This is a genomic window from Pseudomonas sp. PWP3-1b2, assembly GCF_049896045.1.
GTDB lineage: Bacteria > Pseudomonadota > Gammaproteobacteria > Pseudomonadales > Pseudomonadaceae > Aquipseudomonas > Aquipseudomonas antarctica_B.
Genome location: NZ_JAFCTN010000002.1, coordinates 20,549 through 40,372, shown reverse-complemented (window position 1 = coordinate 40,372; position 19,824 = coordinate 20,549). Strand labels below are relative to the sequence as shown.

Here is a 19,824-nt window from a genome sequence, read left to right as displayed (position 1 = left end):
GCTGCTGCGCAGCCCAACGCGGGGCAAGCCCGCTCGCCACAACAAGCCCGCTCGCCACAGTGTGCCTGCCCAGCCCGACAGACGTATCCGCCCGCCAACAACACGCCAAGCGCGGCATCTCAGCTGTCTTCTTCTATGTCCAGCAACAGGTTTTCCAGGGCTTCCTTATAAGCGCCCGGTTCCTGCCACATGCCGCGCTGTTGGGCTTCGAGCATGCGCTCGGTCATGTCGCGCAGGGCGTCGGGGTTGTGCTGCTGCACAAAGTCCCGGGTATCAGGGTCAAGCAAATACGCGTCGGCAAGCAACGCGTATTGGTGATCATCGATCAGCGCGGTGGTGGCGTCGAAGGCGAACAGGTTGTCCACCGTCGCCGCCATCTCGAACGCGCCTTTATAGCCATGACGCTTCACGCCCTCGATCCACTTGGGGTTGGCGGCGCGGGAACGGATCACCCGGTTCAACTCTTCCTTCAGCGTGCGGATTTTAGGCAGGTCCGGCTGGCTATGGTCGCCATGGTAGCTGGCGGCCTTGTCGCCGCTCAGGGTTTCCACGGCGGCGAGCATACCGCCCTGGAATTGGTAATAGTCATTGGAGTCGAGCAGGTCATGCTCGCGGTTGTCCTGGTTCTGCAACACGGCCTGCACCTGACTCAGGCGCTGCGCGAACTGTTCGCGGGCGGCGGTGCCTTCATCCGACCCGCCATAGGCATAACCGCCCCAGTTCAGGTACACCTCGGCCAAGTCTTCGCGGCTTTGCCACAGGCGACCGTCAATTGCGCCCTGCACACCTGCGCCATACGCGCCGGGCTTGGCGCCGAAAATGCGCCAGCCAGCCTGTTTCGCCGCCGCCTCTTCATCCAGGCCAGACGCGAGCAACGCCTCACGCTCGCTGCGCACTTTGGCCGCCAGCGGGTTCATGTCGTCCGGCTCATCCAGCGCGGCCACCGCCTGCACAGCCGCATCAAACAGGCGGATCAGGTTGGCGAACGCATCGCGGAAGAACCCGGACACCCGCAGCGTCACGTCAACACGCGGGCGGTCGAGCAAGCTGATCGGCAGGATTTCAAAATCATCCACCCGCTGGCTGCCCGTCGCCCACACCGGGCGTACGCCCATCAGCGCCATGGCCTGGGCGATATCATCGCCGCCGGTGCGCATGGTGGCGGTGCCCCAAACCGACAAACCGAGTTGGCGCAAGTGGTCGCCGTGGTCCTGCAAATGCCGTTCGAGAATCAAATTGGCTGACTGGAAACCGATCCGCCACGCGGTGGTGGTGGGCAGGTTGCGCACATCCACGCTGAAAAAATTGCGCCCGGTAGGCAGCACATCCAGGCGACCGCGACTCGGTGCGCCGCTCGGCCCGGCCGGTACAAAACGCCCGCTCAGGGCATCCAGCAACCCTTGCATTTCTGCCGGGCCGCAGGCATCCAGACGCGGCGCGACGACGATGCGCAGGCTTTCGATCACCGCCTTCACGTCTTCCCAACCGGGTTCTTCCAACTGCTCAAGCGGCCCTTCCAGCGCCTGCTCAATCAAACGCGCGGCGTACAATTCCAGGCGCTCGCGGGTATCACCGGCGGTGCGCCACAACTGCGCGTCAATCTGTTGCAGTACCTCGGGGCGGCGCCCGGTCCAGGGCTCGGCCAGCGCACAGTCCAGCGGATCAAAACCCAGCTGGAATGCCCTGGCCAACACCCGCAGCAAACTCGATTGCGGGCCACGCCCGTCGCCACGGGGGATGCGCAGCAAGGCGAGCAAGGTGTCGATGCGCAAGCGGCCTTCGGGCGACTCGCCGAAAATATGCAGCCCGTCGCGGATCTGCGATTCCTTCAAATCACACAAATAGGTGTCGAGGCGCGGCAGCCAGATGGCGGCGTCGGCGTCGCTGTCCATTTCAAGCTCTGCGTCGATGCGGGTTTCGCGCACCAGCTTGAGGATGTTTTTCTGCAGCTCAAGGGCACGTCGCGGGTCGAGCAACTGCGCCTCGTAATATTCGTCGGCCAACAGCTCAAGATCGCGCAGCGGGCCATAGGTTTCGGCGCGGGTGAGCGGCGGCATCAGGTGGTCGATGATCACCGCCTGAGTGCGGCGCTTGGCCTGGGCGCCCTCGCCCGGGTCGTTGACGATAAACGGATAGATATTCGGCAAAGGCCCCAGCAGCGCGTCGGGCCAGCAGTTTTCCGACAGCCCCACGCCCTTGCCCGGCAGCCATTCCAGGTTGCCGTGCTTGCCCACGTGAATCACGCCGTGGGCGCCGTAGGTGTGGCGCAACCAGAAGTAAAACGCCAGATAGCCGTGGGGTGGCACCAGGTCCGGGTCGTGATACACCGCGCTGTGGTCCACCTGATAACCCCGCGCCGGTTGAATGCCGACAAAGGTCAGGCCCAGGCGCAGGCCGGCGATCATCATGCGGCCATCGCGGCACATAGGGTCGTTTTGCGGGTTGCCCCAGCGCGCTATCACCGCTTGGCGATTGGTTTCAGGCAAGCGATTGAACATCGCCTGGTAATCGTCCAGGCCCAGGCTTTGGTGGCACGGACGCAAGTCGAGGCTGTCCAGGTCATTGGTCACGCCGCCGAGCAAGTCGTGGATCAACGCGGTGCCGCTGCCCGGTAAAACATCGGGCACCGGATAACCTTCAGCCTGCAGCGCACGCAGGATATTCAGCGCCGCCGCCGGCGTATCCAGGCCCACACCGTTGCCGATGCGACCGTCGCGAGTCGGGTAGTTGGCGAGGATCAGCGCGATGCGTTTGTCGGCATTCGGCACCCGCGCCAGCTCGACCCAACGCCGCGCCAGTTCGGCAACAAAATCCATACGCTCGGGCGCAGCGCGATAGCACACCACGTCCGACTGGCTACGCTCACTGCGCCAGGCCAGGTCCTTGAAGCTGATCGGCCGGCTGATGATGCGCCCGTCCAGCTCCGGCAAGGCAATGTGCATCGCCAAGTCACGCGGGCCGAGGCCTTGCGCACTGGCCTTCCAGCCGGGCTCATTGTCTTGGGCGCAGATGGCCTGGATCACCGGAATATTGCGACGAAACGGGCGCACATGCGGCGCTTCGGGGCTGGACTGGGCGAAGCCAGTGGTGTTCAGAATCACCGCTGCCTGCACGTCATCCAGCAGGTCCTCGACCACCGTGAGGCAACCGGGCTCTTTTAAACTCGCCACCGCGATGGGCAACGGGTTAAGGCCCGCCGCCTGCAAGCGCTGGCAAAACACGTCGATAAAGCCGGTATTGGCCGCCTGCAAATGCGAGCGGTAGAACAGCACTGCCGCCACCGGGAACTCGGGGTTCCAATCCGCTTGCCAGTCATTCAAGCGAGCGTCGGCTTCGCGCGGGTGATAAATCGCCGTGCGCGGCAGGGTGCGCGGTTCGGCCCAGGCATAGTCGCGACCCAGGTACTCACTGGCCAGGCAGCGATAAAAATCCAGAGCATTGCCCATGCCGCCCTGGCGCAGGAAGTGCCACAGGCGGTCGCGCTCAGCCACACCCACTGTGCTCAAAGCGCTGAGTTCCGGGTCCGGGCGATCACACCCCGGCACGAGGATCAACTGCACGCCGCGCTCGGCTAACTCCACCAGCCGCTCAATGCCGTAACGCCAATAACCGATGCCGCCATGCAGCGAAATCAGGATGACCCTGGCGTGGCGCAGCACCTCATCGACGTACAGGTCGACCGAGGCGTGATTCTGCACCTGCATCGGGTTGGCCAGGCGCAGACTGGGGTAGTCATCGGGCAACTGCTGCGCCGCTTCGGCGAGCAGCGCCAGGCTCGAATCACCGCTGCACAGGATCACCAGTTCAGCGGGGGTTTGGCCGAGGTCGGCAATATTGTCGTCCGCGACAAAACCACCGGGCTGAGTCCTGAGCAGGTGCATGGGTTAAACGCTGAGGGCGGCGCGCAATTGCGCTTCAAGGCCCACCGCATCCAGCTCTTGGCCGATCAGCACCAGACGCGTGATGCGCGCTTCGTCAGCGCCCCAGGCGCGGTCGAAATGCTTGTCGAAGCGCGTGCCCACGCCCTGAATCAACAGGCGCATCGGCTTGTTCGGGATCGCCGCGAAGCCTTTGACGCGCAGGATGCCGTGCTGCACCACCAGTTGGGTCAAGGCGTCGAGCAGCAGCGACTCGTCAGCTTGCGGCAAGTCGATGGAGATCGAGTCAAACGCGTCGTGGTCGTGATCGTCTTCACCTTCGTGGTGATGATCGTGATGGCTGTGGCGAGCGTCGATGTGTTCCTCGGAGCCCGCGCCCAGGCCGATCAACACGTCCAGCGGCACGCGACCACTGCTCGCTTCGATGATTTTCACCGCCGGCGGCAATTCTTCAGCGACTTCCAGGCGCACGCGGGCCAGGTCTTGCGGGCTGATCAGGTCGGATTTGTTGAGGATGACCAAGTCGGCGCTCGCCAGTTGGTCGGCGAACAGCTCGTGCAGCGGCGATTCGTGGTCCAGGTTCGGGTCAAGTTTGCGCTGAGCGTCTACTTGGTCCGGGAACGCGGCGAACGTGCCAGCGGCCACGGCCGGGCTGTCGACCACGGTAATCACCGCGTCAACGGTGCAGGCGCTGCGAATTTCCGGCCACTGGAAGGCTTGCACCAAGGGTTTTGGCAGGGCCAGGCCCGAGGTCTCGATGAGGATGTGGTCGAGGTCACCGCGACGCGCCACCAACTCGCGCATCACCGGGAAGAACTCTTCCTGCACGGTGCAGCACAGGCAGCCGTTGGCCAGTTCGTAGACGCGGCCGTTGGCTTCTTCTTCGGTGCAACCGATGGAGCACTGCTTGAGGATTTCACCGTCGATGCCCAGCTCGCCGAACTCGTTGACGATCACGGCAATGCGACGGCCCTGAGCGTTGTCGAGCATGTGGCGCAACAAGGTGGTTTTACCCGAGCCGAGAAAGCCGGTAACGATGGTGACGGGGAGTTTGGCCAGTGTTTTCATCGGATGCCCTGTGGGGCGGGCATACGGGACGATAGGCCCTGCGACAGCGCGCAGCAGCTGATTTCGTCACCGGATCACCCCGCCCGGTTAAAGTAGAAAATCGGTCACGAGGCAGGTCTCCTGGCTTGGGGCTTGCGGGTCTCTCGACCGGCGCCGGCTGCGCCTTCCCGCCGTAGTGGCAGTGGCGTGGCAGTCAGCTAAACCCTTCACAGTTGCGGGGGCAGCCACGGCTTGAACCGTGTTCCCTTCTTAGCTTCGACCTCGGTCGAAGAACCTCGAAGGTGCAAGGCTACAGGTGCTCGGTGAGTTTGACTACCGCCGCTCTGCATGCTTTCCTACCCGCCTTGTTTCGGGTGCCCTTCACAGGGTGAAACGGGAAACCGGTGACTCATGTTCACATGACAGTCCGGTGCTGCCCCCGCAACGGTAAGCGAGCGAAACGTCATATCCACTGTACCCTCGGGTATGGGAAGGCGACGTTTTCAGGCTGACTCTCCCGCAGAGCGCCCCTCGCAAGCCCGGAGACCGGCCCGAAAAATCAGATAACAAACCCGCGGTGGGCGGGCGCTGTTCGAACCCTGCGTGCCCGGCTCGCGGGGTTTTATGCGCCTGCGTCACCCTGAAACCCAGAAGGGACGCGCCATGTCGATCATCAGTAGCACCTCGCACACCGCCAGCAGCACCGCCACCTTGAGCCAACGCCTGACCGCCGCCATTGGCGCGTCGATCCTCGGCGCGTGCCTGGTGTATTTCGCCGGTTTCTCGCACATCGAAGCGGTGCACAACGCCGCCCACGATACTCGCCACAGCGCCGCGTTCCCGTGCCACTGAGGCCTGCCGACATGATCAAGCGCATTGCCCAGACCGCAGGTTTTACCGGCCTGCTCGCCGCCCTCTTGCTGACCCTGCTGCAAAGCTTCTGGGTCGCCCCTTTGATTTTGCAGGCGGAGACCTTTGAAAAGGCTCCGGCGGCGCATGAACATGCCTCTGGCGCGGCGGCGCACACTCACGACGCCCAAGCCTGGGAGCCGGAAGACGGCTGGCAGCGCGTGCTGTCGACCACCGGCGGCAACTTGGTGGTTGCCGTGGGTTTTGCGCTGATGCTGGCTGGCCTTTACACCTTGCGCGCGCCAACCCGCGCGGCCCAGGGCCTGTTGTGGGGCTTGGCGGGTTACGCGACCTTTGTATTGGCGCCCACGCTGGGCCTGCCGCCTGAGTTGCCGGGTACCGCCGCTGCTGATTTGGCACAGCGCCAGGTCTGGTGGATCGGCACCGCCGCGTCCACGGCTGCCGGTATCGCATTGCTGGTGTTTGGCCGCGGCTGGCTGTTGAAAGTGTTGGGCGTGGCGATCCTGGCGGTGCCGCATGTGATCGGCGCGCCGCAGCCGCAGGTGCATTCGATGCTGGCTCCAGAGGCACTGCAAGCGCAGTTCAAGATTGCCTCGCAATTGACCAACGTGGCGTTCTGGCTGGCCCTGGGCTTGATCAGCGCCTGGCTGTTTCGCCGCAACCGCGACGGTCAATACTCGGCATGACCCTGGTGGTCGGCCTGGGCTGCCAACGGGGTTGTGACGTTCACACCCTGCTGGCGCTGTTTGACGCCGCCCTCGCCGAGGGCGGCATTGAACGCTGGCGCATTACCGCCCTGGCCAGCATTGATCGCAAACACAATGAGCCGGGGTTACTCGCTCTGGCCGAACACCTGAGCCTGCCCTTTCAATGTTTCAGCGCAGAACAACTGGCGCCCTATAAGGGCCGCCTGAGCCACATATCCGACGTGGCGTTTGCCCACACCGGCTGTTACGGCATCGCCGAAAGCGCGGCCCTGGCCTTGGCTGAACACCTCTGCAACGCCCCTTCGCGGCTGCTGATCACCCGCAAAAAAACCGCCCAGGCCACCTTTGCATTGGCTTGCGCAGGCTAAAATCCCGATAATCAGTGCGCCCGATCATGAGTACTTTTCATGCTCGCCCGTTTTTCGACAGGAAACCCCCATGACCGTCTACTTCATCGGCGCCGGCCCCGGCGATCCGGAATTGATCACCGTCAAAGGCCAGCGGCTGATCCGCAGCTGCCCGGTGATCATTTATGCCGGCTCACTGGTGCCAGCGGCGGTGCTGGAAGGTCATCAGGCGCAACACGTGGTCAACAGCGCCGAACTGCATCTGGAACAGATCATTGAGCTGATCAAGGCGGCTCACGCCAACGGTCAGGACGTGGCGCGCGTGCACTCCGGCGACCCAAGTCTGTATGGCGCGATTGGTGAACAGATTCGCCACCTGCGGGCGCTGGGCATCCCGTTCCAGATCATCCCGGGCGTTACGGCGGTGGCAGCCTGCGCGGCGCTGCTGGAGGCCGAGTTGACGCTGCCCGACATTGCCCAAAGCGTGATCCTGACGCGCTATGCCGATAAGACAAGCATGCCGGCAGGTGAGGATTTCGACAGCCTGGCGCGTCACGGCACCACCATGGCGATTCATTTGGGCGTTAACCATTTGGAAAAGATCGTCGCTGAGCTGCTGCCGCATTACGGCGCGGATTGCCCGATGGCCGTGGTGCACCGCGCGACCTGGCCGGATCAGGACTGGGCGGTCGGCACCTTGACGGATATCGCGGCGAAGGTGGCGGCGAAAGGGTTTCGGCGCACGGCGTTGATCATCGTTGGCCGGGTGCTGGCAGACGACAGTTTCAGCGAGTCCTCGCTGTACCGCGCAGGCCATGCTCACCTTTATCGCCCCTGAATAAGCACTGGCCTGAATGCAAAAAACTGTGGGAGCCGGGCTTGCCCGCGATGGCGGTGTATCAGCTCATAATTCAATTATGGGTAAAACGCTATTGCAGGCAAGCCAGCTCCCACAGTTGAACTGTTTTGTTAGATAGATTGTGTAAGGCATTGAATTTAAGGCATAAAAAAACGGCGCTCACGGGGCGCCGTTTTTTATGTTCGCAGTGAACACCTTACTCAGTAGTAGGCGTTTTCTTTCTGCGTGTGGTCAGTCACATCGCGTACGCCCTTGAGCTCCGGGATGCGCTCGAGCAGGGTACGCTCGATGCCTTCACGCAAGGTCACGTCCGCCTGACCACAGCCCTGGCAGCCGCCGCCGAACTTGAGCACGGCGATGCCGTCATCCACGACGTCGATCAAGCTGACCTGACCGCCGTGGCTGGCCAGCCCCGGGTTGATCTCGGTTTGCAGGTAGTAATTGATGCGCTCGTTGACCGGGCTGTCAGCGTTGACGTTCGGCACCTTGGCGTTGGGGGCCTTGATGGTCAACTGGCCGCCCATGCGATCGGTGGCGTAGTCGACGACGGCGTCGTCGAGGAAGGCTTCACTGAAGTTGTCGATATACGCGGTGAAGCTTTTCAGCCCCAGGGCGGTGTCTTCAGGTTTTTCTTCGCCGGGTTTGCAGTAGGCGATACAGGTCTCTGCGTACTGGGTGCCGGGCTGGGTGATAAAGACGCGGATGCCGATACCCGGGGTGTTCTGCTTGGACAGCAGGTCAGCCAGGTAATCGTGGGCGGCGTCGGTAATGGTTATGGCAGTCATGGAAACTCCTCACAGGCTTGGCGGGAGTTTACGCCAAATTGTTGCGCAGGTACAAAGTCCTAGTGTTTTTGTCGGGTTATTTTGGGGTGCACATACGTAGGTGCGTTAGACCTGCTATCGGTTCGGCTCTTCCAGCGGGTTACTTTGGCAAGAGCCCCAAATGCCGGCCCAGCCGAAAGGTCTGCGCCCAACAGTTGTTGCGCTTGTCGCGGCAAGTCGCTCCAGCAACATGAGCGATATTCATGCAAAACCTGTACATGCTCTAATTTGGCACAGGTTTGCTATGATTCATGCCCTCCGAAATGCCTGACCAGAGTAGTCCCATGTCCGATCGTAGCGCTCGTCTGCACGCCCTTCATCAAGCCCTCAAGGAACGCATCCTGATCCTCGACGGCGGTATGGGCACGATGATCCAAAGCTACAAGCTGGAAGAACAGGACTACCGTGGCAAACGCTTTGCCGACTGGCCCAGCGACGTCAAGGGCAATAACGACCTGCTGGTGATCACCCGCCCTGACGTGATCGGCGGCATCGAAAAAGCCTACCTGGATGCCGGCGCCGACATCCTCGAAACCAACACCTTCAACGCCACCCGTGTGTCCATGGCCGATTACGGCATGGAAGAACTGGCCTACGAATTGAACGTCGAAGGCGCACGCCTCGCACGCAAGGTTGCGGACGCCAAGACACTGGAGAACCCGGCCAAGCCGCGTTTCGTCGCTGGCGTGCTCGGCCCGACCAGCCGCACCTGCTCGCTGTCGCCGGACGTGAACAACCCCGGCTACCGCAACGTGACCTTTGACGAGCTGGTGGAAAACTACACCGAAGCCACCAAAGGCCTGATCGAGGGCGGCGCCGACCTGATCCTGATCGAAACCATCTTCGACACCCTCAACGCCAAGGCCGCGATCTTTGCCGTGCAAGGCGTGTATGAAGAGCTGGGCTTCGAACTGCCGATCATGATCTCCGGCACCATCACCGATGCCTCCGGCCGCACCCTGTCGGGCCAGACCACCGAAGCGTTCTGGAACTCGGTTAGCCATGCCAAGCCGATTTCCGTGGGCCTGAACTGCGCCCTGGGTGCCAGCGAGCTGCGCCCGTACCTGGAAGAACTGTCGAACAAGGCCAACACCCACGTTTCTGCGCACCCGAACGCCGGTTTGCCCAATGAATTCGGTGAGTACGACGAACTGCCGTCGGAAACTGCCAAGGTCATCGAAGAATTCGCCCAAAGCGGCTTCCTGAATATTGTCGGCGGCTGCTGCGGTACCACGCCGGGCCACATTGAAGCCATCGCCAAGGCCGTGGCCGGGTATGCGCCGCGCGCGATCCCGGACATTCCCAAGGCGTGCCGCCTGTCGGGCCTGGAGCCGTTCACGATTGATCGCAGCTCGCTGTTCGTCAACGTCGGCGAGCGCACCAACATCACCGGTTCCGCCAAATTCGCCCGGCTGATCCGCGAAGACAACTACACCGAAGCCCTGGAAGTCGCCCTGCAGCAGGTGGAAGCCGGCGCCCAGGTGATCGACATCAACATGGACGAAGGGATGCTCGATTCGAAGAAGGCCATGGTGACCTTCCTCAATCTGATTGCCGGCGAGCCGGACATCTCCCGCGTGCCGATCATGATCGACTCCTCCAAGTGGGAAGTGATCGAGGCCGGCCTCAAGTGCATCCAGGGCAAGGGCATCGTCAACTCCATCAGCATGAAGGAAGGCGTCGAGCAGTTCATTCACCACGCCAAACTGTGCAAGCGCTACGGCGCGGCGGTGGTGGTGATGGCGTTCGACGAAGCCGGCCAGGCCGACACGGAAGCGCGCAAGAAAGAAATCTGCAAACGCTCCTACGACATCCTGGTCAATGAGGTCGGCTTCCCGCCGGAAGACATCATCTTCGACCCGAATATCTTCGCGGTCGCCACCGGTATAGAAGAGCACAACAACTATGCCGTCGACTTCATCAACGCCTGCGCCTACATCCGCGACGAACTGCCGTACGCGCTGACCTCCGGCGGCGTGTCCAACGTGTCGTTCTCGTTCCGCGGCAATAACCCGGTGCGTGAGGCGATTCACTCGGTGTTCCTGCTGTATGCGATCCGCAACGGCTTGACCATGGGCATCGTCAACGCCGGCCAGCTGGAGATCTACGACCAGATTCCCGCCGAGCTGCGCGACGCCGTGGAAGATGTGGTGCTCAACCGCACCCCGGAAGGCACCGACGCCCTCCTCGCCATCGCCGACAAGTACAAGGGCGACGGCAGCGTCAAGGAAGCCGAGACCGAAGAGTGGCGCGGCTGGGACGTCAACAAGCGCCTGGAGCATGCACTGGTTAAGGGCATCACCACGCACATCGTTGAAGACACTGAGCTGTCGCGCCAATCCTTCGCGCGCCCGATCGAGGTAATCGAAGGCCCGCTGATGTCCGGCATGAACATCGTCGGCGACCTGTTCGGCGCCGGTAAAATGTTCCTGCCCCAGGTGGTGAAATCCGCCCGTGTAATGAAGCAGGCCGTGGCCCACTTGATCCCGTTCATCGAGCTGGAAAAAGGCGACAAGCCGGAAGCCAAGGGCAAGATCCTGATGGCCACAGTGAAAGGCGACGTGCACGACATCGGCAAGAACATTGTCGGCGTGGTGCTCGGTTGCAACGGCTATGACATCGTCGACCTCGGCGTGATGGTGCCGGCAGAGAAGATCCTGCAAGTGGCCAGGGAGCAGAAGTGCGACATTATCGGGCTGTCCGGCCTGATCACGCCGTCCCTCGACGAAATGGTGCACGTGGCCCGCGAGATGCAGCGCCAGAACTTCCATTTGCCGCTGATGATCGGCGGCGCGACCACCTCCAAAGCGCACACGGCGGTGAAGATCGAGCCCAAGTACAGCAACGACGCGGTGATCTACGTGACCGACGCCTCGCGCGCGGTCGGCGTGGCCACGCAGTTGCTGTCCAGGGAATTGAAGGCCGGGTTTGTCGAGAAGACTCGCCTGGAGTATATCGACGTGCGTGAGCGCACCTCGAACCGTAGCGCCCGCACCGAACGCCTGAGCTATCCGGCGGCGATTGCCAAGAAGCCGCAGTTCGACTGGAGCGCTTACACTCCGGTGACGCCGACGTTTACCGGCGCCAGGGTGCTGGACAATATCGACCTCAACGTCCTGGCCGACTACATCGACTGGACGCCGTTCTTTATTTCCTGGGACCTGGCAGGCAAATTCCCGCGCATCCTGACTGACGAAGTTGTAGGTGAAGCCGCCACCGCGCTGTACGCCGACGCTCAGGAAATGCTCAAGAAACTGATCGACGAAAAACTCATCAGCGCCCGCGCGGTGTTCGGCTTCTGGCCGACCAACCAGGTGCAGGACGATGACCTGGAAGTCTACGGTGACGACGGCCAACCGATCGCCAAACTGCATCACCTGCGCCAGCAAATCATCAAGACCGATGGCAAGCCAAACTTCTCCCTGGCCGACTTCGTCGCGCCCAAGGACAGCGGCGTGACCGACTACATCGGTGGCTTCATCACCACCGCCGGCATCGGTGCCGAGGAAGTCGCCAAGGCATATCAGGACGCTGGCGACGATTACAACTCGATCATGGTCAAGGCTCTCGCCGACCGCCTGGCCGAAGCCTGCGCCGAATGGCTGCACCAGCAAGTGCGCAAAGAACACTGGGGCTACGCCAAGGACGAACAGCTGGACAACGAGGCGCTGATCAAAGAGCAATACAGCGGCATCCGCCCTGCCCCTGGCTACCCGGCGTGCCCGGACCACACTGAAAAAGCCCAGTTGTTCCAACTGCTGGACCCAGAGGCCCGCGAGATGCACGCCGGGCGCAGCGGCGTGTTCCTCACCGAGCATTACGCGATGTTCCCGGCGGCGGCGGTCAGTGGCTGGTACTTTGCCCACCCGCAGGCGCAGTACTTTGCCGTGGGCAAGGTCGACAAGGACCAGGTGCAAAGCTATACCTCGCGCAAGGGCCAGGACCTGAGCATCACCGAGCGCTGGTTGGCGCCGAACCTGGGTTATGACAACTGAACCTTCGCTCTGCCACCCCTCATCTCGGCGCCTGACAGCGCCGGAATGCGGGGCGTTGGGCTATTGGCGGGTTGACGGGCCAGGCTGCGGCGCTGCCGGCGGCCCTGCCTGGGTCTCGGGCGTCAAGACGAGTACCTCCTGGCGCGACAGCCCCATCAGCCTCTGCGCCCGCGTACTGCCCAACTCGACCTCCAACAGGTTAAGGGCCACTTCGTATCGCTCCTGACTCGCAGTGCCCGCTACCCGGTCGCTGTGTTCGTCCTCCAGCGCCTCTTGTCTGCTCAGCGCATTCGTCTCCAATGCCTCGAACACTTCGGGATACCGCCCTTTCAGATAGTTGATCCAGTAATCGCGGGAAATCAGGCTTTCATAGAACGCGTCACTGGCCTCCGCGGCAAGCACGCTGTCGCGCGCCTCGATCAATCGTTGCCCCTCGATCGGCCGGGCATACGTCATGTACGAAGGCTGCCCCGGCAGCTCCAGCCCATCGGGCCAGACGTTGCGCATGCCGATGCGGTACTGCAGCCGCCGCTCGGCGCTGTCCACGGCGCGACTGCCATGGATTTCCGACAACGTGTCGACCCGGTCCAGCCGGAACAGGCGCCGGGACAAGTTCAACAAGCGCTGGCCTCGCTGGCGTAAATCATCGGCCGGTACGCCCAGCAGTTCACGCTCTTCGTAAACCAGCACCTCCATATTGCTGAAGGTCAGCGTGCGTCCGTCGATGCACGTGTTATGGGTTTGCGCGGCGGCGAATAACACCTCGCGCTGTTCTGCACGGTAGGCGGCGGACTCAATCACGTCCCAGACCCGCCGGGTGAGATCGGCACGGGTAAACCTGAATTCAGCCGTATCTTGCAGTCGCGCCAACAGGTGAAAAAATGCTTCATGACCTGACTCCTGCGCCAACTGCCCCCACTCCACGCGCCTGGCCGCCTGCAGCGCAGCCGGCGTATTCACCAGCCAAGGGGTTAACGCCGCCTCCCCCGCGTCCCCATCTGGATCAATAATGAGTTCAAGGGGTTCATAGGCTTCCTCCACATCAGTCTCAGAATCGCTGGCGGATTCATCGCTTGAATCCTCCCGGGAAGTGGCTTCACTGCCCGCTTCGGCCTCTTCAAACGCGGCAATCCTTTGACGAATCTCATTCTGCGAAAACCCCATCAACGGCGCTGTGGTCCCATTCGGGCTGTAGCGACTTATCTGCTCGAAGCTATGAAGCGTCAGGTCGGCGTTTTCCGAAAGGTCGACGCCCGCCACCAGTTCCTCATGGGTACCATCGAGCAAGCGGTCCGGGAAATCGGTCAGCTCGTTGCCGCTGAGGTCCAGGGTGCGCAGGTGTTGGGCCTCCAATACGCCTTCGGGCCAAAACGCGATCCTGTTGTAGCTCAAGTTCAGGGTTTGCAGTTGGTTGAAGCCCGTGCCGACGAATTGACTCAGGTTGTTGTGACTCACATCCAGCCAGACCAGGCCTGCGAGGTTGGGGTGTTGGTACAGCGCCTGGGTGTCGGAGAGCTGGTTGCTCGCAAGCTCCAGCCGCTCAAGCCGGGGCATGCGCAGCACTGCGTCGGGAACGCCGGTCAGGCCGTTGCCGCTCAGCACCAGGGTGCGCAGTTGGGAAAAACACTCAAGAAAGCCATTGGAGCCTTGGACGGAAATGCGCGCACCGCTCAGATCCAGCGTGTGCGTCCTCGGAAATTGCACGTTCAGCGCAGGCAAATCGCCAGTTTGCAGGCCCTGCAGATTCAGCTCCTGGCGCGCCTCGGGCAACAGCCCGCCTTGCCAGCATTCACGGATAGTGGCGGCGACGGTCCTGCGCGTGGCAGCCGAAGCATGCACGCCTGGGCCTTGGGGCTCGCGGGTATAGAGCCAGCCGTTGAGCTGGCGCGTGAGCGTCTCGAAATCCTGGTGCCATGCGCTCAATTGCGTATTGATTTGGGCATCGCTCATTCCACCGCTGCGCAGTTGTTCAATCCGTTGCAGCGCCTGTTCATCAGTGACCGCCGGGTTCAAGCGCTGCAAGCGTTTGACAAAGCCTGCCGGCCCTTGCAGTTCAACGAGGGGCTCGGGCAGCGGTAACAGCGTGCGCGCAAGTGAACGAGCGGTATCCAGTGGTGGGAACGTGTCGGGGACGGGCTCCTGCTCAAACCGCTGCAGTGTCCCTTCCGGCAACCCCTTGGCAGCCTCGACCCGCTTGCGCGCCGCTCGTATATCTACATCACCCCTCAGCCACGGGTTGCCGAGCGTGTTGACCTTCATCAGCGCCTCATCGTTGCTCAGCACCTGCGCCGGTATCGTCAGCAGATTGTTGTCCCGGATGTCGACCCATTCCAGTTGCGGCAAATGCTCGGCGCCCGCTGGCCAGGCCGTCAGGTCGGTCGCTTTCAAGTTCAGCGTTTCAAGGCGAGTGAGCGCGCTCACATCCACCACGCCCAGCGGGTTATGGCTCAGGTCCAACTGTTCAAGGTTGCTCAAGCCGTTAAGTTGCGCCTGAACCTGCGGGGTAACGACCAGGCGGTTGCGGGACAGGTTGAGCGACGTCAAGGCCGGAAAATCGGCAGCGTGAACAGGCCACTCGGTCAAGCTCACCTCGTTGAGCTCAAGGGATCGCACATCAGAGAAGGCACGCAGGAACCCGCGAGTCTGCTCAAGGGTTTCGCCTGCCCAGTTCATGCGCAGCGTTTTTACGTGGGAAAAAGACCCGGCCGGCAACTCGGGAAGCTTGACCCGGTTATCCGGAAGACGCGCCACAAACCCTTTGGATTCCGGCGACGGCAGTTGCAGCACCGACTCATCAAGGTCCACGCCATAGCGTTTGGCCGCAGCACGGCCCCAACTGGCCTTCAGCGCATGGATAACGCTCGACCTTTCGGTGGTGTGCCAGGTGGACCGCAGGAGCCTGAACCTGAAGTTGGGGAGCGCGGGTTCGTAGAACCTGTCGAAAAGTGCCGCGTGTTCTGCGCTGAGCGCCTCGATCGCCGCGAAGCGCGTTTGCGGGGTAGGGAAATCCGTGAGGATCCTTTCATGCAGCACCTGCGCAATCGGGTGATGGTTATACAGTGACTGCAGTTCGCCCTTGGCATAGTCACGCACCATCAGGTCCAGGTCGATCAAATGGCCTGCCGATGTCGAGGGAAGGCTCGCACACGCATACACGGGCTTGAACGCGTCGCGGGAAAATCTCGACCAGTTCAGCGACAAACCGGACAGCAACCTCTCATGGCCGACGAAGAGGCGCTCGGGGAGCGCGCTGATGTTGGTACTCGCAAGGTCAAGACGCTCCAGCACGGGCAGCTGTTCAACGCTGGACGGCCATTCCCACAGCACTGTGTGTGCTTCAACCTTGAGTTTTTTAAGGTTCACCAGCGCGGAAAAATCCAGCATGCGCATGTCCGTATGATCGCGCCCGGTATAGTCGACGTGCAATTCCTCAAGGGCTGTCAATTCGCGCAGGCTTGAACTGAAATCCGCGACCGTCGCGTATTCATCAAGATGGAACTTCAGCCGTTTGAGCGCCCGCATCGCCTTCACCGACTGCGGCAAGGTGGTGAGACAGCGGCGGTTGATTTGCGCCAATGACTCCAGCGGGTTTACCTGCTCTATCGTCAGCTTCTCAACCTCCGGGAAGCGTGCCAGAAATGCATCGGCATTGGTGTCGTTCATGCCGCGCCCGCTGATGGACAATTCGCGTATATGAGAAAAATCGGCCGTCAGCGGTGGCAGAGTGTCCCCTATCACAAGCTTGAGACTTGCCGCCGCGGGTACTCGCCCAACCAAGGGGGCGCGCTGCCATGCCAGCTTGAGCGCCGTCGCGGCTTGCCGTCTGCTGGTTGATTGCCTGCTGAAGGGATCGGGTTGCGCACCAGCGGGTTGTCTCACCCAATCATTGAGCGTCGACTCCAGTGCCTGGTATTCACGGCTCAGGTTGTGCAAGTGGTTGTAGATGGCTCTATCAGTAGGGTACGTGCGACGTAATTGGAGGATAAACCCGTCGGCCTCACTGTCGGACATTTCGGGGTAGACATCACGGGCACGCGTACTCAGGCTCGGGCTCAGGCCTTCCCCGCGACCACTGGCGTAATAACCCACCAGCTTGCCGTTGACCCGTACCGGCGGCTTGAACCCTTTGCGCTGCGCCTCCAGCAGCTGTGGGGTTTGACTGCGATTAAGCTCGGCACACTCGATGATGTTGGCTCGCAGTTGAGCGCTCTGACTCACGTGCGGCACACCCAGCGCCTGCCGTGCTTCATCGGGCAGGGCATGCATCAACGAGGCATAAAAGTTATCGCCCTCCTTGGGCAAGCTGTTGAGTTCCTCGCCGCGTTCATTGAACGCCTGAAAGCGCGGGCCTTTTTTCACCAGGTACTTCTTGTGCCGTGCCGTGTCCGGGCCAATGCTGTCCAGCAGCGTGCCGCTGTCACTGCCCTGGCGAACCTCCAAACGCAAGGTGTCCGGCCAACCGGGTAGTTTTTCCAGGGTATGCAGCGCCAGCCGTCGACTGTCCGCCGAGGCCATGGTATCGCTGCGCAAGCCCGCATACGCACGGGTCTGTCGACCCTGGCGTGCATACCAACGGGCCTCCTCCAGCATCGGCAGAGGCACCCGACGAGTCGCCTCCAAACGCTTGAGGTCATCCAGCGAAGCGTTGGCCAGTGTTTCCTGGGCCGCGGCTTCACTGAGCCCAGGGCAGGTACGCTGCAGGAGCTTGACCTGGGTATTGTCCGGTTCGGTACCCGCGTAAATGCTGTCGAAAATAGCGGGTTTGCGGGTCTGGGCATACTCGGCGATTTGCTTGGCAAACTCGTGCGGCCTCAAGTGCTTCACGCGCGCGCCCTCGCCGCCCAGCAGGCGGGTAACCTCCGAATCGTCCAATGCCGCCAGGATCACCGCAGGCAGTTGCCCGCCCAAGGCATCGGCGCGGCTTACCTTGATGGGGGGCTTGGCGACGGCACCACGCGACAAGCGCCCTGCGCCGTATTTGACTGACTCCCCCGACAATCCAGACCCCTTGAATACCTCCAGCACCCGCGTGTTTGGCCAGCGTGGCATCTCGGTCACCAGGGGCAGCACGTATAAATACCGCTCATTGATCGGTTGTGTGCCACGCAACTGCGCAATCACCTGCTCGACGCCCGCGTCGGCCTTGAACAGGCGCATCGCATCCAGCAGCTCAGGGGGCGGCGCTGCATGGTCCACGTGCATTTTGCGCAGGGCGTTGTCGCTGACGCCGCTGACATCCGCCACGGTGATCAACTCGGCATCGGAAAACGCCTCGGTGTCGTGCCCCATTCGCCGCAACAGGGTCAGGCGGTCCCACTCCAGCGGGCGTTCCAGGGTGTGGCGCCATGCGCCACGACCGTTGCTGCCTAGAACAGGTTGGTAGGCTTGGGCATCAGTCGGATGCTTGATCCTCCACGTGTTGATCGAGTCATCGTAGAACGTCTCGTAGACCGCCTGACCCTGGCGGATGTAGGTCTTTCCATCGAGTGTGTGTTGACCCAGGGCATTGGCGCCTGGGCTGGCATCCAGCGTGACGGTACTTTCATAACCCTTCAGATCCGCCTTCCACAGGCGGGTTTCGCCGTTGGGCAGGGTAACGGGGCTGAGGCCTTCGAGCACCGGCTCCGGCTTGACCGCTCTGAACCTGCTCGCCAGCGCCCCTACTCCGGCCATCACAGCGATCTGTGCCAGGTTCTCTGCCACGTCCACCAAATGCGCTTTGGCCGCACGTTTATCGCCCTCGGCCCATTCAGCCGCGCCTTCGAGGGTTTCGGCCAGCAATTGCTCAACCATCAACCCCATCATTACCTCGCCCAGTACCGGCACGAACATAGAGACCAGGTTAAACGCCAGCATGCCCAGTTCCAGCACGTGCGCCAGTTTGGCCTCCCGCGCCTTGGTGTCGACTTCAGCGGTGGGCACGGCATGGGCGCGGGCATCGGCCAGCACCTTGTCGCGGTGTTTTTCGTAGAGGAAGGGCCACAGGTCAAGAAGGCCGGAAAAGGTGCCTCTACCGCGAAAGGGCATCAGGTTACCGGGCGCAATATAAGGGTCGTCTACCGGCTCCAGCTTCAGGTTTTTTTCAGGCGGTAGTTCTTTGATTTGGGTGAACACGGAGAGTCCGAGGAAGGTTTCCACGAACGTTCGCCACGGCGAGGCCAACGGATTGCTCGGAGAATCAGCAGACCTTTGGGTGAACTGGCTGAAATAGTAGGGTTGCTGGTCGTAAGGCAGGAACTGGCTGAAAAACCTTTGATAGGCCGTCGGTGCGGGGTCGCCAGCCGCCATCCCATCACGAGCGGTGAACAGGCGCTTAAGCTCGTCGCACATTTGTTGCCGGGTATAGCGCTTGAGTGGGTGAGCCGGATCGTGAGGTATATACAGAATCAATTCGTCACTGTGCCTGTCACCGATCGCAAAATAGACGCAGCCCACCAGTCTTTTTTTCATCAGGCCCATGTCGAGCGGCCAGACCCGTTTGCTGCCGAGCATGGGATAAACGTTGCCGCTGATCACCGAAAGAATCATCGCGTGATCCGCAGGTTCAATATCCCCGGCCAATACGGCGAGGTCGGCGGCGGCCTTCATGGTCGCGTTTTGGCTGGCAATAAAGTGTTGGCGAAGGGCCGGTTCAGGGCTCGTGTCCACCGGTTCAAAGAATGAGTTCAGGTAGCTCTGGTACTGCGCGCCGATGTCGAGGCTGCGGCACAACGACATAAACTGGCTGACCGTCAGGTTAACGGTCGTTGGCGTGTAGGTGCCGGCAGTGGCGGTTTCCAGCACATAACCCGAGGTCTTGTGGTAAGCACCCGGCTTGCACTCCCAGGCCTCGAAGTTATGCAAGGCCGCTTGCAGCATCGGCAGCTTCAGAAACTCGAAAGACGATATCTCCACTTGCAGCGCACTAAGCGCCAGCGGGCGCCGCAGGCAGAGCAACGTCTTGTCGACATCGACTTGCACGTGATACTGGTCGTTCAAGGCCTTGAGCAGTAGCGGTCGCGCGAACGCATCGATGTCCAGGAACGTCTTCATGGTGGCGTCCAGTTGGACCTGGGCCGTCACACTGGCCTTGAGGCTTGCGTCGTAGCTCTTGCGTTGTTCGGGCGATGCGTTCGTGTACCACGCCGGCAGCACTGGTGCGGCTTCTTTAAGCGCCATCCGACGAGCCGGTGTCGCGTCGACCAACCACTGGGGTACGGCCTTTTCGAGAAAATCGCCATGAATACTCAGGGTCGCCGCGGGCGGCCTGCCAGCGTCGGGACGGGGCGGTAAATCGGGCATGTTGTCACTCCTGTTA

The 19,824-nt window shown here is 61.8% G+C and carries 9 protein-coding genes and 2 riboswitches; of the genes, 5 read left to right on the top strand and 4 right to left on the bottom strand.

Going from position 1 to position 19,824, the window contains the following annotated elements; translation table 11 throughout:
• Positions 1-119 precede the first annotated feature (119 nt).
• Entirely contained in the window at positions 120-3,881 is a 3,762-nt protein-coding gene (gene cobN, locus ACP7A2_RS01330) for a cobaltochelatase subunit CobN (RefSeq protein ID WP_426132773.1), read from the bottom strand.
• A 3-nt stretch (positions 3,882-3,884) separates the two neighbouring features.
• A complete protein-coding gene (gene cobW, locus ACP7A2_RS01325) occupies positions 3,885-4,946 on the bottom strand; it encodes a cobalamin biosynthesis protein CobW (protein WP_426132772.1) in 1,062 nt (353 codons plus the stop codon).
• 93 nt (positions 4,947-5,039) lie between these two features.
• Positions 5,040-5,239: riboswitch (cobalamin riboswitch) on the bottom strand.
• Positions 5,240-5,280: 41 nt separating this feature from the next.
• Positions 5,281-5,494: riboswitch (cobalamin riboswitch) on the top strand.
• Positions 5,495-5,588: 94 nt separating this feature from the next.
• Between cobW and ACP7A2_RS01320 the strand changes: the two genes are divergently transcribed.
• From ACP7A2_RS01320 to cobM, 4 genes are all read left to right on the top strand, one after another.
• Positions 5,589-5,777, top strand: a complete 189-nt coding sequence (locus ACP7A2_RS01320; protein ID WP_024075128.1) for a CbtB domain-containing protein — start codon at positions 5,589-5,591, stop codon at positions 5,775-5,777.
• Between the two features lie 11 nt (positions 5,778-5,788).
• A complete protein-coding gene (locus ACP7A2_RS01315) occupies positions 5,789-6,481 on the top strand; it encodes a CbtA family protein (protein ID WP_426132771.1) in 693 nt (230 codons plus the stop codon).
• Complete coding sequence (locus tag ACP7A2_RS01310) at positions 6,478-6,870, top strand: cobalamin biosynthesis protein (protein WP_426132770.1); 393 nt, start codon at positions 6,478-6,480, stop codon at positions 6,868-6,870. Before ACP7A2_RS01315 ends, ACP7A2_RS01310 begins: the two co-directional genes overlap by 4 nt.
• A gap of 70 nt (positions 6,871-6,940) precedes the next feature.
• Positions 6,941-7,687 carry a precorrin-4 C(11)-methyltransferase gene (gene cobM, locus ACP7A2_RS01305; RefSeq protein ID WP_426132769.1) on the top strand — a complete coding sequence of 249 codons (747 nt, stop codon included), beginning with the start codon at positions 6,941-6,943 and terminating at the stop codon, positions 7,685-7,687.
• 221 nt (positions 7,688-7,908) lie between these two features.
• Here cobM and nfuA read toward each other — a convergent pair whose 3' ends face one another.
• Entirely contained in the window at positions 7,909-8,493 is a 585-nt protein-coding gene (nfuA, locus tag ACP7A2_RS01300) for a Fe-S biogenesis protein NfuA (protein ID WP_027606479.1), read from the bottom strand.
• A 323-nt stretch (positions 8,494-8,816) separates the two neighbouring features.
• Here nfuA and metH point away from each other — a divergent pair, with 323 nt between their 5' ends.
• Positions 8,817-12,527 (top strand): methionine synthase, encoded by a 3,711-nt coding sequence (gene metH / locus ACP7A2_RS01295; protein ID WP_426132768.1) that lies wholly within the window; start codon positions 8,817-8,819, stop codon positions 12,525-12,527.
• A gap of 60 nt (positions 12,528-12,587) precedes the next feature.
• Here the strand turns inward: metH and ACP7A2_RS01290 are convergent, their stop codons facing one another.
• Positions 12,588-19,808: an NEL-type E3 ubiquitin ligase domain-containing protein gene (locus ACP7A2_RS01290; protein ID WP_426132767.1), complete on the bottom strand. Its 7,221-nt coding sequence runs from the start codon at positions 19,806-19,808 to the stop codon at positions 12,588-12,590.
• Positions 19,809-19,824: the final 16 nt, after the last annotated feature.

Excerpts from the sequence above, each read along its gene's own strand:
- cobW (WP_426132772.1), bottom strand. The coding sequence starts at position 4,946 with ATGAAAACACTGGCCAAACTCCCCGTCACCATCGTTACCGGCTTTCTC.
- nfuA (WP_027606479.1), bottom strand. The coding sequence starts at position 8,493 with ATGACTGCCATAACCATTACCGACGCCGCCCACGATTACCTGGCTGAC.
- ACP7A2_RS01290 (WP_426132767.1), bottom strand. The coding sequence starts at position 19,808 with ATGCCCGATTTACCGCCCCGTCCCGACGCTGGCAGGCCGCCCGCGGCG.
- ACP7A2_RS01315 (WP_426132771.1), top strand. The coding sequence starts at position 5,789 with ATGATCAAGCGCATTGCCCAGACCGCAGGTTTTACCGGCCTGCTCGCC.
- ACP7A2_RS01320 (WP_024075128.1), top strand. The coding sequence starts at position 5,589 with ATGTCGATCATCAGTAGCACCTCGCACACCGCCAGCAGCACCGCCACC.
- ACP7A2_RS01310 (WP_426132770.1), top strand. The coding sequence starts at position 6,478 with ATGACCCTGGTGGTCGGCCTGGGCTGCCAACGGGGTTGTGACGTTCAC.
- metH (WP_426132768.1), top strand. The coding sequence starts at position 8,817 with ATGTCCGATCGTAGCGCTCGTCTGCACGCCCTTCATCAAGCCCTCAAG.
- cobM (WP_426132769.1), top strand. The coding sequence starts at position 6,941 with ATGACCGTCTACTTCATCGGCGCCGGCCCCGGCGATCCGGAATTGATC.
- cobN (WP_426132773.1), bottom strand. The coding sequence starts at position 3,881 with ATGCACCTGCTCAGGACTCAGCCCGGTGGTTTTGTCGCGGACGACAAT.